The following is a 15,860-nucleotide window of genomic DNA, read 5'->3' on the forward strand; positions in this document are numbered from 1 at the left end:
GAGCCTATTGGCTCCATTTTTTTTGCAATCGAGATATGGTAGCGCGGTAATTATTCCAGGCAAAAATGCCTGCGAAAGTGTTACCGATTGCGGCCCCAATAAACAAACCTTGCAAGCCACCTAGGTATGCGCCGGCATACAAACACGGCAAAAAGAAAATAAACAGTCGACAAGATGAAACCAGTAATGCCTTCATTGGTTTGCCCAAGGCATTGGAAACAGAAACCAATAAGATACAAACGCCCAGCGGAGCAAGGCTAAAGGGGACAATGACCAAATGCATGTCCAAAATTCGCTCTACACTTTGTTCACCTGTCATTAAGGTAGCCAGTTGTCCCGAGATAATTAAGGTGATCAGCGCCACTAGTACTTGTGAGCCAAGAATATATACGCAGGCTATATTGACCAACTTGATGATCTTATCGCTGTCTTTTGCTCCAACAAATCGACCTATCATCGGTGGCATGGACATAGTTAAGGCAAGCACGCTGACAATAGCAAAAAACTCATAACGACTTCCCAATGCCCAAGCTGCAACCGCTGCTGTGCCGTATGATGCGAGAAGCTTAGTTGAAAGCATTGCTGCTAGAGGCGGCATCAATTGACTGGTCATTGCTGGCATCATGATACCGAACAGTGAACTGATGCTTTGTTTGATATCTAGGTTACCCCAGTCAAAGGAATAGTAGTGCTTAGATTTTATTCGGTAGATCACGTAGAGAATACCGATACCAAAGGCAATGATGGTTGCCAGTGCCGCGCCATGGATTCCCATATCAAAATAGAAAATGAAGATGGGATCGAGCACCAGGTTTAAGAGGCTGGTTACCACCATCATGATGCCGGGCAACATGGTATTGCCGTTTGCACGACATACGCTGTATAGAAAATACAGCACCGCACCAACCCAAGAACTGATCAGCCACACAATCCAATAAGTATCTATGATAGGAAAGACTTCTTCGGTTGCTCCCAGCAGAGACAGCAATGGTGAGCGAATCAAATACAAAAATAAGCAAATAGTGGCACAGCCAACGCTACCGAGTGCAAGCACCAATCCACCCAGTTGCTTGGCGTGCTTTTCATCGTTTGCACCCAATGCATGGGCAATGACAGAAGTGGTCGCGATGCCAAGGCCTACTTGCACCCCAATGATCAGTTGACCAATTGGAAGGGTGAAACCTTGCGCGGCGAGAGGGAGAACGCCAAGCTGTGCGATAAAGGCTGAATCAATAAGTTGGAAACTCATTAAAGAGAGTACGCCAAAGATCATTGGCCAGGTCATCTTGTAGAGTTCGATACCCAAGGTTCGGCTAGTTTGTGATTTCATTGATATCAGTTTGATTATTATAGGAATTATTTAGAGTAATAAGGGTAGTCGCTATCTGACCTCGCCGCGAGCGAGGTCAGCGGAATAAATCAGTATGTATCTAACAATTGATTGTTACTTAGCTTGTGTTGGTCGTCGACTTTTTTTGCGAATTCCGCAATTTCTGCAAACTGCTTCTTGGTCCATACATGACGCTCTTTAAGATGCCCCGGTAGGGCACTAAAATGCTTCTCAGAATTTGTAGCTACTAGAGTAAGGTAGCCAAATTCTTCTAGATGCTCATACTGTTTTAGTGACGTTGTCACTCTATCATCACTGTCACCCCAGTGTGGAGTGATGGTCAGTCTAGGTTGGTAGTCACGGGTTTTTACAACCCATTTGTCTGGTAGTCGTTTACCACTATCCCACCATTTTCCGTCTAAATCATCCATGACTTCTTCGGTTCGATCTTTATCTTGAGCCTCAAGTTCTTTCAACTTACGTAGGAATATTCTTGAGAATGCACCTTGGTATTGTTCTTTGGTGGGGGTTTTATTGTGCTCTAAAATCTCGATAGTAATCAGTGCACCAAGCATGTTGGAGTACAGATCTTCCGGCGAATAAGCGGAAGGGTATTCTTTAAACCCTGCGACTGACGTATATCCAAACCACTGAGCGACCTCATGCCACTGAGCTAAGCGATATCCTAGCAGTGCGCTAAGTTCGATCTCGGCTTTTTCCTGTTCTCCTGGTGTCATGTTCACAGGTTTTTCCGTCAATTTAATTACCCGACTGCGGAGCTCATCCTCAAGTACAATTTGTTTTTGCGTTCCAAGCTGGCCTTTGATTTGACTATATAGGTACAAGGTGTAATCGGCCGTATCCCTAACATGAGCAGTATCTATAATCCCGCCCTTTGCGGTATAGATAAGGCCATTAGACTCATCACCCGTTCCCATTAAGCTACTTGCAACCCCCTGTTCTCCGTCATTGTAAAGGTGAATATGAATATCATCTAATTCAACAATGTTGTTCACACGAAAAAACGGTACTGGAACAATGCCTAATTCGGATTTCATATTAATGCCAAATGCACAACAAGGGCGCACTCCACTAGGCGTATCTATTGCATAACTTGCAGAAGAAAAGAGAGTGATTCCAGCGATAAGTAGAGATTTAAATTTCATTAAATGCCTTTAAAGGGTTGTTTAGAACGCTTCATGTATATTGAAATAAACAGTGGTCTCGTCTCCAAAGCCTAGGTCAAGACGAACGTTGACTCTAGGTTTGAAAGCAAAACGATATCCGACTCCATAGGTAGGGAGCCAACTGTCTTCAAATAATCCTTCAAAGTGAGGGGCGATATTTCCTGCTCCGCCCCAAATTACAGCCCCATGTCGTTCGTTAAACTTGTGGCGGTATTCTAGCTGTGCGGCCATCTGATAGCGGTCTCTGTACCGGCCGCTATAATAACCGCGCATGCGATCGTCCCCACCCAATTTGCTCATAGCAAACCAAGGGAGGTCTTCATCGTTACTTAGCCCTTGCACAAAGTAATCAAAGGCGAGGATGTTATCGTCGTACACATTCACATACTCACGATAATTGATGGTCAGCTCTTCATAATCGTAATCACCCCCGAAGGTTTTTACATACCACCGATGTTCAAAGCTAACTAAGCGACCAGAGTAAGGATTGGTTTCATAGTCTCGGGTATCGTACTCAAGTGCCAAAATAATACCCAGGTTAGTCGTATCTTCTAATTGCTCTGGTGTTAATGCGCTACCGTCTGATTCTTGATGGTATAAGAACGTGGCGTCGATACCCGTTTTGATAAAGTAGCCATCAACAAACTGGTAGGAAACGGTGGGTTCTAATCTAAGGTATAGCGCCTCATGCTCAGTTTCATTGCCATCTTGTTCGGCTGCGTCTTTTCCCACCCCCCAATATTTACTTGGTGTTTGAGATAGGCGTCCTATCAAGCCCAACTTCCACTGGTTCTGATTTAAGAATGTGGTGTTGTCGACGCCTATTCCGTAGGTACCCTCAGACGATACATAGCCACTTAACGTTAGAGTCGAGAGCTGATTACCTGTTTCAAGGCCTTGAGGCGCATACAAACCCACGGCGGCAACACCAATACCGACACCTTGTTCAGGGTTGGCAAAGGGGCCCGGTAAAACGCCCCAATCCATGCCATCAGACAAATCCACCTCATTACTAGAGCCAAAGAATTCCAGTAAGTCGGTCACCCAACCCGTACCTTTGTTTGTAAGATCGTTACCTTCAGCAAATACGCACAAGGGAGCACTAGAAAGTAGCAGTACCGCTATGGGATTAGGACAACGCTTCATTAACCGCGCACACCAGTTTGACCTAAGGTGTTGGCCTTAGGCTTAAGTGCGTTGGGAAATAGGGTTAAGTTTGAGTGCATATCTAAAAGCGGGTGTCCAAAGAGATAAAGGCACTTTGACGGTCGCCGAAACCGAATTCACCAATGATGTTAAAGGTTGGGTTAATAACGTAGTTGAAGCCAACGACGGTGTTCCACTCAGATTCCAGCTCTTGCTGTACAACGAATCCAGCAGTTTCACCATCAGCCTCTATAAGGTCGACGAACTCAGCAGGAAAGAGATCTCTAAGATCGCCTTTAAGGGTTTGTTGAATATTTTGGTATTGGCCACCGACCCAAACACGAATAGGGTGACCATGATTGGTAAAATCATAGCCCACACGAGGCGTGACAACGATAGAGTCGATGCCACCATCAATCACGGTAAGATTTGTTTTGGTGTAGCTAGCATCAATAATGGTGAACCACTCTTCGTATCCGCCAGCCACAACAAAGCCACCGCCATACATATTACCGTCAAGGTCAAGTTTGAACGGGAGTTGTGGTAGTGTTAAGTTACGGTCATTGCCATAGTTGACGTTTACTATTATGTCGGTTTCAGAGTAACCGGAGATCTTTCCTGCAATGGCATAAAAGTTTAAAAATGGGAATAACCACATATCAGCACGAACAGTCCAAACTTCACTCTCTTGATAGCCACCAATTGTTTCAACATCAATACTATTAATTGGAATATCAGAGGGTATACCAGGTATCGCTGGTATTTCTGGAATACAAATTCCTGTCAAAGGAATACATTGCTCCGGTCGGCCTGGATAACCAGGAGTCCCTTCATTTCCTAAACTTGTTTTTAGTCCATTTAAGTCTATCGAAGTAACATTGATCCCTTGTTCAACCTTCATGTAACCCACGCTAAGTCCAAATGCTTTAGGCAAAACATAACCACGTTCTTCTGCTTCTGACTTCCAAATAGGGAGTTCGAATGATGAGGCGTATGAATAGGTGGGAGCAAAAGCAGTGCCGACTATGGCGGCGGCTGTGGAGAAACGTCTAAGTTCCATTCAGAAATCCAAAAGGTATAAAATTGTGATACGGATAACGCAATTATATACTCTTTTGGAAAAAAAGTGAGGAATTACACAGATTTAGAATTAACCAAGTGGGTGTTTTATATGCGCCTTGCTGAGTATTTCATCGATTAGGTGCAGTGTTGCAATGGTCTGCTCAGGAGATATCACCTCACTGAATAATTTTTCTTCTAGCAGACAGCTTTGCACTTCGCGAATTTGATACTCAAATCCCGAACCTTCGTGAGGTAGATTGAGCACAACGGGATCGTTGCCGTACACCTCAAGCGTTGCTTTCGTGGCATCCCAAAAAGCGCCATCAATGGTTATTTTTCCGTCACTACCATAGATGGTCATGCTGTTATCTAAATTGGACCTAAAAGAGCAGGTGAACTGGCTAGTGAAGTCGCCGTAATCCAATGTCGCAGAGCAGCGTTCATCAACATTGGTTTCGCCAACGAACACATTTGACGAGATACTCAGTGGCTCTCGTTTAGCTAAATACTGAGTTAAAGAGATATTGTAGATGCCTGCATCGAGCAACACCCCACCCGCAAGTTTTGGATTGAACAAGCGGTCTTCATAATTACGCTCTGCCTTGAACCCAAAAGTAGAGTGGATATTCTCTAGTTGTCCAACTTGACCTTCTTCAACCCAGCGCTTTACTTCAAGCCAAGTGGGAAGAAATCGGCTCCACAAGGCCTCCATTAAAAAGACGTTGTTGTCTTTAGCAATCTGAAACAACGCTTTTGCTTGAGAGGCATTAACGGTCAGCGGCTTTTCACACAATACAGCCTTACCGGCTTCAAGACACTGCTTAGCAGTATCAAAGTGAAACTGATGGGGACTGGCGATATAGATAACATCGATTTCTGGGGAGTTGATGAGCTCAGCATAACCATCAAACACATGCGTTATATTGTGTTGATTGGCAAAAGATTCAGCGTTAGGGCGGCTGCGACTGGCCACACCATGTAATCTGCCATCATTGATCGCGCTAAATGCTTCAGCGAAGCGATTAGCTATACGCCCCGGTGCGATAATTCCCCAGTTGATCATCTGTTATCCTTTTGGTTAGTCTTCTGATTTGAGTTCGTTCAATGGCAGCCAATCAATGGTGACAGCTGCTTGATTGAACATGTCTTCACTGACCTTGATCTTGTCTCCCCAACGCGAGAGAAAATCCGGTTCTTGTTCTGGGCAGTGTACCGCAGAGATGCCTGTTTGAATGATCTTCGCCGCACAGTTTGGACAAGGAAAATGGGTTACCCAGATCTCACAGCCGTCTAAGTCACGCTTGGCGAACAAGATCGCGTTTTCTTCGGCATGCAAGGTTTTCAAATACTTCATATCACGTTCATCGGTTTCAGCGCTGTCTGTAATACCGTGGGGATATCCGTTAAAGCCAACTGACACAATACGGTTGTGTTTGGTAATGACAGCTCCAACTTGAGTCGAAGGGTCTTTACTCCAAGAACCTACCAGTTCAGACATCTGATAAAAGCGCTTTGCCCATTTCGTTAGCATGTTTAATTCCTTGATTTAACTGAAAGTACAACGTCAACCTTAAGGGTTTTAGCTTAACGGTTATTCCTTACAAGCCAAAACATTTTTATTCGATTAACCGTATCTGTTTGTAATTTAGCCCAGATGTAGTTCGAACAAGATTCTGCTAGGCTTGTCGAAAATTTTGTCTATATGGTTGACCTATTGGTTTACTTGAACCAATAGTTAATCGTTGATTGCATAGGGTGATGTTTAATCTTGTTAATCCTTATTCGTGGCTTGCCTGGTTCAGGTAAGTCCACACTAGCCAAACAGCTAGAACGAGCCGATGATTTAGTGCACTTAGAAGCGGATATGTACTTCAGTGATGAGAACAATGAAAATTATCAATTTGATGCAAGCAAGCTTGGAGCGGCTCATCTTTGGTGCCAAAAGCAAACGCTAGAGCACCTCAAACAAGGCAACTCTGTTGTGGTTTCCAACACCTTCACTCAAGTATGGGAAATTAGGCCTTTTCAAAGAATGGCACAACAGTGCTCTATTGAGCTATACATATATGAATGTGAAGGGCAGTTTGCGAATGTTCACAATGTTCCATTAGACAAGATTGAAGCAATGCGCAAGCGCTGGGACGTCTTACCACGAGGTCTAAAAAAGCGTCTAAAATCAATTAAGTACTAATGCACAAGGAGAGTGGTATTGCGACAGTTTATCGAAGGCCTACCTAAAGTAGAGCTTCATTTACATATCGAAGGTACGCTAGAACCCGAACTCATGTTCGAACTGGCGAGACGAAACAACATTCAGATACCATTTTCTAACGCTGAGGAAGTTCAAAAGGCTTATCAGTTTAATAATTTACAATCCTTTCTTGATATTTATTATCAAGGAGCAAACGTACTGATCACAGAGCAAGATTTCTTTGATTTAACTTGGGCCTACTTACTAAGGTGTCACCAAGATAATGTGATGCATACTGAAATCTTTTTTGATCCCCAAACCCATACCAATAGGGGCATTTCCTTCGATACAGTCGTGAATGGCATTCATAGCGCCCTTATCAAAGCTCATGAAGACCTTGGTATAACCAGTCATTTAATTATGTGCTTTCTGCGTCATCTCGATGAGGACTCGGCGTTAGAAACACTTCAAAGCGCTTTGCCTCACAAGGATAAAATCATAGGAGTGGGTTTAGACTCTTCTGAATCTGGACATCCGCCGCAGAAGTTTCAAAAGGTCTTCCAGTTGGCATTAAAGGAGGGCTTTCTCACGGTTGCTCACGCTGGAGAAGAAGGGCCTTCAAGTAATATTCAAGATGCAATGACTATGCTGGGCGTGTCTCGTATTGACCATGGAATACGTTGTGTCGATGATCCAAAGCTTATTGAGACGTTACAAGTGTTGCAGATCCCATTGACAGTGTGCCCATTATCAAACGTCAAATTAAAGGTGTTTGATACCATGGAAGAGCACAACATTGTAGATCTGCTGCATCAGGGGCTGTGCGTGACCATTAACTCAGATGATCCTGCGTATTTTGGTGGCTATATGACGGATAACTTTCATCAAATAGCCCTGACTCACCCAGTGGAGTCCAAAGAGCTTGCTCAATTTACCCGCAATGCCATCAAGGCAAGCTTTGCAAGCGAAGCTCGTAAGCAAGATCTACTGCGACACTTAGAGGGTTACCTTGTCCAAGGGATCCACTGATTACTGATATTTGCCTAGAGCCAAGGTCAGGTTATTGATGACCTTGGCTCTGATGTGCAAAGGTTCAATAACCTCAACAAGGTTAGCGTTTTTCATTAACCACCACTCAAAGCCTAAGCTATCGCGTATTTTTGCTCGAATAGTGGTGTGCTCATCATCGGACTCTACAATGGATTGACACTCAGAAAGCTGAGTTTCTTCGATAAGGTGTAAGCCCTCATAGTTGTTGATTTTGAGCACAACTTGGGTGAATTGGCCCCCGGAGAAGTGAGGCACATGCTCTTCAATATATTGCTTAGCGCTAAAGTTTTGATGGGGCTTTAATACCGTAAAGCCGAGCGACATATCTGTGATTCTATGGATAGCAAAGGTGCGGTAATCTTGGCTGTTTTCTTTCACCGCCAGTAAATAAAAACTGCGACCATGCAAAGCAATACCAAGAGGCTCAACACTGTACACCTCGTCATGCAAACTGCCACGTTTTCGGTATTTCATTTTAAGCAGTCGCTTTTCTAATATTCCTTGCTCGATAGTGTCTATTAGTGATTCATCAAAGCTTGGAGAGGTGAGTTGAAACTCAATGGGCGCATAGCAAAAGCGCTCCTTCCAAAGCTCAATTCTTTTGTCTCTCTCGGCTTTACCTGTGCTGATAAGGTTTGATACCTCTTTGCGCATGGTTGGAGGAAGCATTTCTAGTACTTCGTGCTCAATAATTTGCAAAGAAAGGACGCTACTCATTGCAGCTGGATTGATAGGGTGCTGTTGACCCTGAGAGATCTTTATTTGATGAGGGCGTTTTTCAGTATCAATTTCGACAGAGTAATAGTCTGACGCCACCTTATTGATAACCCTTTGCACTGTCTTCATTTGGCTTTTGTCATCTAGGGTGGAGTCGATAAGATCCTTTGAAAGCAATATCTGGCGCAGTTCAAGACTGGTGACATAATCGGGATGGCAGGGGATATTTTGTAGAACGAGTTGATAGCGCTCAAACGTTTTGGACATTGCTTTACACCTTCTCATCAGATAACGTTGAATATTCTAGTTAAAGAGACAGTTTTTGTCTCTATATTGACCATAATTAGGGTCTGTTGACTCTAGTAATGTCATCGTTAAATGGAACAGAAAATATGCGATTTACTCTCGCAATCTGCATGATGGTATTAGCAACCTCATTCAGTGCATTTGCAGACAATACCTGCCGAACAGACTCTCTAGGCACAACGCGCTGTAGTGATGGCACTACTTATCGTACCGATTCATTGGGCACGGTAAGAGACAACAAAGGCAATACATGGCGCACTGACTCTTTGGGTACAGTAAGAGGCAGTGACGGAACAACTTACCGCACCGACTCATTAGGGACGGTAAGGGACAATAAAGGTAATAGCTGGCGCACAGATTCTCTGGGAACCGTTCGGGGAAGCGACGGCACTACCTGTCGAAAAGACTCTCTTGGCACGGTTAGATGCACTAAATAACAAGGAATTATAATGACATTAACCTATGTGATTTTTGGCTTAGTGGTTCTGCTGACATCAGCAGTGGCGTATTGGGTCGCTCAGCGTCCCGTTGGGCAGTTGAAGATCGAACTGGAGCTGGCCAATGCGGAATTGGTGAATCAGTCTGAACTGGCGCAGAGTACGCAACAAAAGCTAGAGCATGCCGAAGAAGATGTGAGCGACTTAGAAGTACGCTGTGCTCAACTTGGCTCTGAATTGCAGTCTGTTCGAGTTTCAGAGCATACCTACAGAAAACAGCTGAGCGAGAGAGAACAAACCTTGCGCCAGACCTCTGAATTGCTCAGTGAAGCAAAGGTAGCGGAGAGTTCAGCAACGGCCAGTTTCAAAGCCAAATTTGAAGAACTACAGCTTGAAAGCCAAAGAAGTCAGGCACTCAACGTTGAACTTCGTGAGCTAAATGAAAAATATTCCAATGCCATGGGTAAGATTGGAGAGCTTAACACTGAGATTGAGACCAAGCAGACGCATTACGATCAGCAAATAGCATTGCTTAAAGAGAGCAAGCAAGAACTGAGCAAAGAGTTTGAGCGTCTAGCGAATGAAATCTTAGAGCGCAAAGGTCAGGCATTTAAGCAGCTGAATACTGAAAGTATGAGTTCAATCTTGAACCCTATTCACCAGGAGCTAAGAGGCTTTAAGAGCAAGGTTGAGGATATCCATAGCAGGGAGACTGAGCAGCGCGTGCAATTGCGCACTGAACTACAGAATCTGCAAAAGCTTAATCGAGAAATCACCGATCAAGCGGATAAGCTCACTACGGCGCTTAGAGGCGAGAAAAAAGTGCAGGGCAACTGGGGCGAATTAATGCTTGAGAATGTTCTGGATAACTCAGGGCTTCGACTTGGCACTGACTACAAACGAGAAGTGAGTATTGATAGTGAAGAGGGACGCTTTAGACCTGATGCTATCGTTTATCTTCCGCAAAATAAGCACTTGGTTATTGATGCCAAGACCTCACTAAACGCCTATACGCGTTATGTGAATTCAGAAGATGTGAATGAGCGAGAAATTGCTCTGCGTGAACATGCCTCAGCGGTGCGCGATCGCATTAACGAGCTAGCAGCAAAAGAGTACAGCAAGCTACCGGGTCTTAACTCGCCAGAAGTGGTGATCATGTTCATTCCTATTGAATCAGCATATGTGGAAGCGTTAAAGGCGGACTCAAACTTGTTTCAGTCGGCTCTGGAGAAAAACATCCTTGTGGCCACCCCAACCACGCTACTAACTAGTCTAAACATAGTCAGACAGCTGTGGCGATTTGAAGAGCAAAACAAACATACAGCTGAGTTGGCGAACCGTGCAGAGAAGTTCTACACCAAACTCAATACGTTCCTGAATTCTATGGAAGGGGTGGGTAAGCAACTGGATAAAGCCAAAGAAACCTATGACAGAGCACTAGGGCAATTGCATACCGGTAAGGGAAACCTTATTAAGCAAGCGTCAGAGTTTAAAGAGCTGGGCGTTGCAGTCACAAGAGAGTTGCCAGCCGAGTTAGTCGAGAAGGCGAATCTGGAGCTTGAGTACCATCATACAGCACCTGAGTTGACTGTTATTGATCACAGCAATAGCTAAACGACTAAAACCACAAACACTATACTTAAGGCAATCAGGGTCAAGGCGATTGCCTTACGAGACAACGAATAATAAAGGAATAATCATGGCATCACGCGGCGTAAACAAAGTCATCATCGTAGGAAATTTGGGTACTGACCCGGAACTGCGTCACTTCTCAAACGGCAATGCAGTCGCCAATTTTACGGTGGCAACATCTGAGACTTGGCAGGATAAAGCGACCGGTCAGCAGCGAGAAAAAACGGAGTGGCACCGCATTTCTGTAATGGGCAAGCTGGCTGAGATTGCGGGTAATCACCTGCGAAAGGGCTCTCAAGTGTATATTGAAGGGCAATTGCAAACCCGCAAGTGGCAGGATAAATCAGGCCAAGAGCGTTACACCACAGAAGTAGTCGTGCAAGGCTTCAACGGCACGATGCAAATGCTAGGTGGCCGTCAGCAAGGCGAGCAAAGCAGTCCAGGCAATCAATATGCTGGTGGCTCAAACCAAGGCAATCAGTTTGGTTCGGGCAATGCACCTGCTAATGCACCGACTAATCCAAGTCAATCTGGCGCGCCGGGTGGGTTTACACCAAGCCCTGATGACTATGATGATATTCCGTTCTGACGTCATCAGTTAACCCGCAAAGATGCAAAAAAGCTCAATATACTGTTGAGCTTTTTTATGTCCGTTTGAGTGAGGCGTTCATTTTTATTTACTACGATTGGTATAAGGACACTTGTAGTCGCTAATCTTGGTATCTTGAGCTAATACCAATCGTACTAATTAACTGGTCATTCTAACTTGTTAAAATGCTCGACAACGGTGTTAGAATTTTTGATTGTAGAATAACTACTTATCGAAAAATTCTGCCTTGTTCTCGAGCATTTTTCCTGCGTTATTTCTGATCACTTACTTAGTGTGATTGGTACAACACGATGTCAGTAACGTTTGCTACTGTCGTCAATTGATAAGAACAAGATAACCATCAGCTTTATACTCTTTAGATGCTGAGTAAATACTCGGTAAAGACTCTAAGTTGATGATAAGAGAGATGTAACTGTGTTTGACGAAGAACTTGAAGAAGGGTGTGGCAGTATTATTGGCGATATCTTGGTTGGCTTTGGTCTGTTCTTTTTGGTGATCGGTTTTTTTAAGCTAATTTTTGCTGCCATTGAAGCCTTTTTTATTCTGCTGAGTTTCTTGTTCAATTGCATACTGTGGGTGTTCTATAAAGCGAAGTTAATATCGGGAAGGAGAAGCGGCGACCCAACGTCAGAGACAAATGATGAAGAGCTTGCCAGTTATGACGGGCGAAGCCCTTATGCCCATGGTCTAGCAGCCCTTGTGATGATAGTCGGTGGCTTATCTTTGTTTATGGGTAACGATGCGAGCAATGTTTCGGCAAATGAGCCTTATCGAGTGCATAGAGAGGTGGTTCAAACAGAGCCGGCTAAGTTACCTCTATTACAAGCAAAGGTGCTCGCGACTAAGCTCAATGCCCGCAAAGAGCCACATACAAAAGGCAAGATACTCTACAAGCTAAAACGCAACCAAACCGTTGACGTCTATATGAAACAGGGCGGCTGGTGGTTGGTCGAAGTAAATGGCGTTAGGGCTTGGGCAAGTGCCAAGTACCTGCAGGGTCAATAGGCACTATTGCTCAACGGTATCACTGGAGAACAAAATGGAAACGCCCAATTTTAATCTACAAATTGGGCGTTTTTGTTTGAACTGAGGTTTTCTAGGTCTTAATTACGGAGCTTTGCTAGATAACCAGTCAAAAATCGCAATCAAGCGCGAATCATCAAGATTGAAAAGCGCATCACCCACATACCACTCGATCATAGATTGATGCGGATTGCCGGTCACTTGAGGATTTCCAAGCCAGACCCGTTGCTCTTTGGCAAGTTGGTCTCTGATCTCAACAGCGGTTTCATAGTCGAAAGGTAAGATCAGGTGAAGCATATTCGCCTGTGGCACGACAGGGTTCAAGGTGAACTGTGGAAATGCCTCGAGCAACGAATAGATTTGTTGAGTGCGACTGTATAGTGCTGGCATTTGCTCTAAACGCTGCTCAAACTGCATCGCTGCAGAAACCACATAGGGGGTTCTATGGTAAACATTACCACCTTGGCGCTGCATCCACTTTCTAGCTAGAGCGATAAAGGATTCATCTCCCAATAATATTGAGCCACCGAGTCCGCCAAGCCCCTTATAAAGCGATACATAGGTAGTATCAAAACCAGTTGCTATCTCGTGGTATGGCTTGTCATAGAAAGCGGCAGACTCCCACAGGCGAGCTCCGTCCATATGCAGGTGTATGCTGTTTTCCTTGCAGTAGGCTTTGATGGCTTGTAGCTCATCCCATGGCAGCAACTGACCACCAATCTCGCGCATAGGGAGTTCGTACAATACCGCTGACAGTTCATCAGGACAAGAGGCCAAATCATCGACCTTCCAAGGTCGATAACGGTTTCCTAAATTGAGAATATTGAAGCGCTGTTGTAGCTGAAAGTTTTGATTCTCATGACGCAAAATATGACTGGTTTCATGCATTCCAACCAGCTTGTTGCGCTTTTGTCGGCAGACTAAATCTAACACTGTCGGTTGAGTAAGCGTGCCTGTCATTACGAATAGGCCGGCTTGGTAACCGAGTAGCTTTGCTATTTTTGCCTCAAAGCTCTGAATTAAGTCCCCTTCGCCATAGACGTCGTGCTGAATATCGTTATCTTCACACCATGTTGCCATTTGAGAGAAAAGCTCGGCGGGAGTAGGCGTGTGATGGCCTGATAATATGAGATCACATTCAGCGCGTAGGTTGTTTGCCATGTTACCCTTCCTTTGGTTTTAATTATTCATGCTATAGGAGTTATTAATTCGCCTCAACACTCTCTTTTATCAAACCAAACCTTTGCGATATTCATAAACCCGAGGCTGTTGATGTCTGTACCCCTAAGAGTGTGATGACTTTGGAAGGCAATCGACTTTTTCCATAGCGGTATGACTCTATGTTGTGTCAGATAGCGATGCTCTATTTGTGACAGTGTCTCTTTTAGGTCATCTGCATGCCTTGCTTCAGTGAGCCATTGTTGCTGTTTGAAAGGGGTGAGCAGGTTTGTGGCTGATTCACTAAGCAGCAACCAGTAATAATGGTCTAGAAACGAGTCGTCACCGACTAAGAAGTTGTTTACCCACACATCAGCGCTATGGATCTCGTTCACGTATTCGATGTTTACATCTAGACCAGAAAGATGCGTCCAGAGATGGCCTAAAGCATGACTGTTTCCTCTATATACCCTTAGCGACTTAGGAAGTTCCAAGTTAGTGTGGTCAGTTTTGTGTTCATGTTGAAATGAACGATCAAACAGTGAATCGCACAGTTGGTGTTGGCTTTGATAGTGCTTTAACAACACTTTTTCAGTTATCCCCGCCAGTGAAGCGCGCTGAATGTCATCTAAACGATGGCTTACACACAAGGCTTTAGTGCCAAGGTTGGAGGTAAGTTTTTGCTGCTTATTACCAACTAAAGTATCAGAGTCTTGGAACTCAAACAGATGTCCTACTGACGTTTTATTGGTCTCTAAAACATGCCAAAACTCGGCAGACTTGATGATGCCGTGATTGGCAAAATATTGCGTGTTTTTAAGTAGTGTCCATTTATCATTGGATTTAGCTCCCCAATGATAGGCTCCTGTGCCATACGGAAAGTCTGGGTCTGTAGGGTTGTCTAGATATACAGAGGCATGGATATCAGCAATAGCGTGCAGGAAAACGGGATCGTCATAAGTAAGCGTGACTTCTAGCCATTGATGATTGACCTCAATGGATTCAATGCTTTGATAGAGTTCGCTTGCGACTACGTCGACGCTCTTGTGCTGAAGCAGCACCTGTTTTACATGGTCTGGCGTTAGTAGTACCCCGTTATGAAAATGGACATCGGGACGGATGCGAAAGAAGTAGCTTAGACCTTCTTGATAAAACTGATGAGCAAGATGGGGCGTAAAGGTTTGAGTTGATTCATCAAAGTTAATCAAGGTATCAAACATGGCGGAGACATAAACACCCGCATTGCGGTCGGTCATGTGCATAGGATGACAATTGGGTAGTGCATAGGGCACTAACGAGACAAGTTCATCAGAGCGCTCATTTCCATCAGAGAACTCGGCCATCCATTCGGGAAGGTTTTGTTTGAATACGTTTTTATAATCGAAAATATCCGCATATCGAGAAGCCTCGTCTAGCTCCCCCTTCACCACATATGATTTGATTGCACTGCTTAATACATCGTGGAATGAGTGCACGATATGCAGCTGTGTTTTAATTCCTCTTCCTCTGCCTGGTTGCCATTTTATCCAGCCTAGATCAGAAAGGTTCTTCATTGTCTTTGCCACATTTCGAGTTGAGCAAGACATGACCCGAGCCAGTGTTTGACTGTCTACTGTTGTCGCTTCGGTACCAAAGTAACGATCGAGCTGTTTTAAGCGATTGAGTTGAATGGTGCTGCTTGGTTTTTCCATAATAGCGACTTAAAAGCAGAAAAGCTGGAAAGGTTAATTAATAGAATAGTTCATCTTTAATGAGGATCAACAAAGGTGGGGGGATGTTGATCCTCGATTAAATCTAGTATCTAGGGTCTGTTGACCTTTTGCGATTAAATTTTGCTCGACCAGAAGCCATTTAATCAAGGCGAGGGACTTGCCGCCTAGTCATCTAAGCAAAAGTCGCTCAACGAAGAGTAAATGGCTTCTGGACGAGCCCTTCTTGCCGAGCCCTTCGGGTAGCGCTTTGTTGGGCATTCCTACCGCGTTAGTCACTTTTCATGTGGAACCACCACACC

Annotated in this window: 15 protein-coding genes; 6 read left to right on the top strand and 9 right to left on the bottom strand. The window is 44.4% G+C overall.

All coding sequences use genetic code 11. The annotated features are described in order from the left end of the window. Window positions 1-4: 4 nt before the first annotated feature. From D5I41_RS14785 to D5I41_RS14810, 6 genes are all read right to left on the bottom strand, one after another. Window positions 5-1,330 carry an MATE family efflux transporter gene (locus tag D5I41_RS14785; protein WP_119010432.1) on the bottom strand — a complete coding sequence of 442 codons (1,326 nt, stop codon included), beginning with the start codon at window positions 1,328-1,330 and terminating at the stop codon, window positions 5-7. Window positions 1,331-1,419: 89 nt separating this feature from the next. Continuing rightward, window positions 1,420-2,496 (bottom strand): DUF4056 domain-containing protein, encoded by a 1,077-nt coding sequence (locus tag D5I41_RS14790; RefSeq protein ID WP_119010433.1) that lies wholly within the window; start codon window positions 2,494-2,496, stop codon window positions 1,420-1,422. Window positions 2,497-2,517: 21 nt separating this feature from the next. Beyond that, entirely contained in the window at window positions 2,518-3,663 is a 1,146-nt protein-coding gene (locus tag D5I41_RS14795; RefSeq protein ID WP_119010434.1) for a BamA/TamA family outer membrane protein, read from the bottom strand. Between the two features lie 82 nt (window positions 3,664-3,745). Then, the gene (locus D5I41_RS14800) at window positions 3,746-4,723 is read right to left on the bottom strand and encodes a hypothetical protein (RefSeq protein ID WP_119010435.1); all 978 of its coding nucleotides are present in this window, start codon (window positions 4,721-4,723) and stop codon (window positions 3,746-3,748) included. A 90-nt stretch (window positions 4,724-4,813) separates the two neighbouring features. Next, complete coding sequence (locus tag D5I41_RS14805; RefSeq protein WP_119010436.1) at window positions 4,814-5,788, bottom strand: Gfo/Idh/MocA family protein; 975 nt, start codon at window positions 5,786-5,788, stop codon at window positions 4,814-4,816. A gap of 15 nt (window positions 5,789-5,803) precedes the next feature. Further along, complete coding sequence (locus D5I41_RS14810) at window positions 5,804-6,256, bottom strand: dCMP deaminase family protein (RefSeq protein WP_119010437.1); 453 nt, start codon at window positions 6,254-6,256, stop codon at window positions 5,804-5,806. Between the two features lie 237 nt (window positions 6,257-6,493). On the opposite strand from D5I41_RS14810, the gene D5I41_RS14815 reads away from it, so the two are divergent. Both D5I41_RS14815 and D5I41_RS14820 read left to right on the top strand, forming a co-directional pair. Beyond that, on the top strand, window positions 6,494-6,916 hold the full coding sequence (locus D5I41_RS14815) for an ATP-binding protein (RefSeq protein ID WP_119010438.1): 423 nt from the start codon (window positions 6,494-6,496) through the stop codon (window positions 6,914-6,916). Window positions 6,917-6,934: 18 nt separating this feature from the next. Continuing rightward, entirely contained in the window at window positions 6,935-7,945 is a 1,011-nt protein-coding gene (locus D5I41_RS14820; protein WP_119010439.1) for an adenosine deaminase, read from the top strand. Here D5I41_RS14820 and D5I41_RS14825 read toward each other — a convergent pair whose 3' ends face one another. Continuing rightward, window positions 7,946-8,950, bottom strand: a complete 1,005-nt coding sequence (locus D5I41_RS14825) for a helix-turn-helix transcriptional regulator (protein WP_119010440.1) — start codon at window positions 8,948-8,950, stop codon at window positions 7,946-7,948. It abuts the gene before it with no gap. 125 nt (window positions 8,951-9,075) lie between these two features. On the opposite strand from D5I41_RS14825, the gene D5I41_RS14830 reads away from it, so the two are divergent. The 4 genes from D5I41_RS14830 (at window position 9,076) to D5I41_RS14845 (ending at window position 12,673) form a co-directional block, all read left to right on the top strand. Next, window positions 9,076-9,426 (top strand): hypothetical protein, encoded by a 351-nt coding sequence (locus D5I41_RS14830; RefSeq protein ID WP_119010441.1) that lies wholly within the window; start codon window positions 9,076-9,078, stop codon window positions 9,424-9,426. 12 nt (window positions 9,427-9,438) lie between these two features. Further along, on the top strand, window positions 9,439-11,040 hold the full coding sequence (locus tag D5I41_RS14835; protein ID WP_119010442.1) for a DNA recombination protein RmuC: 1,602 nt from the start codon (window positions 9,439-9,441) through the stop codon (window positions 11,038-11,040). 85 nt (window positions 11,041-11,125) lie between these two features. Continuing rightward, window positions 11,126-11,647 (top strand): single-stranded DNA-binding protein, encoded by a 522-nt coding sequence (ssb, locus tag D5I41_RS14840; protein ID WP_119010443.1) that lies wholly within the window; start codon window positions 11,126-11,128, stop codon window positions 11,645-11,647. Window positions 11,648-12,082: 435 nt separating this feature from the next. Beyond that, window positions 12,083-12,673 carry an SH3 domain-containing protein gene (locus D5I41_RS14845; RefSeq protein WP_119010444.1) on the top strand — a complete coding sequence of 197 codons (591 nt, stop codon included), beginning with the start codon at window positions 12,083-12,085 and terminating at the stop codon, window positions 12,671-12,673. 102 nt (window positions 12,674-12,775) lie between these two features. Here the strand turns inward: D5I41_RS14845 and D5I41_RS14850 are convergent, their stop codons facing one another. Both D5I41_RS14850 and D5I41_RS14855 read right to left on the bottom strand, forming a co-directional pair. Next, window positions 12,776-13,852: a threonine aldolase family protein gene (locus D5I41_RS14850; RefSeq protein ID WP_119010445.1), complete on the bottom strand. Its 1,077-nt coding sequence runs from the start codon at window positions 13,850-13,852 to the stop codon at window positions 12,776-12,778. A gap of 53 nt (window positions 13,853-13,905) precedes the next feature. Further along, entirely contained in the window at window positions 13,906-15,540 is a 1,635-nt protein-coding gene (locus tag D5I41_RS14855) for an SgrR family transcriptional regulator (protein WP_119010446.1), read from the bottom strand. Window positions 15,541-15,860 lie beyond the last annotated feature (320 nt).

The sequence above is a fragment of the Vibrio superstes genome (assembly GCF_003569005.1).
Classification (GTDB): domain Bacteria; phylum Pseudomonadota; class Gammaproteobacteria; order Enterobacterales; family Vibrionaceae; genus Vibrio; species Vibrio superstes.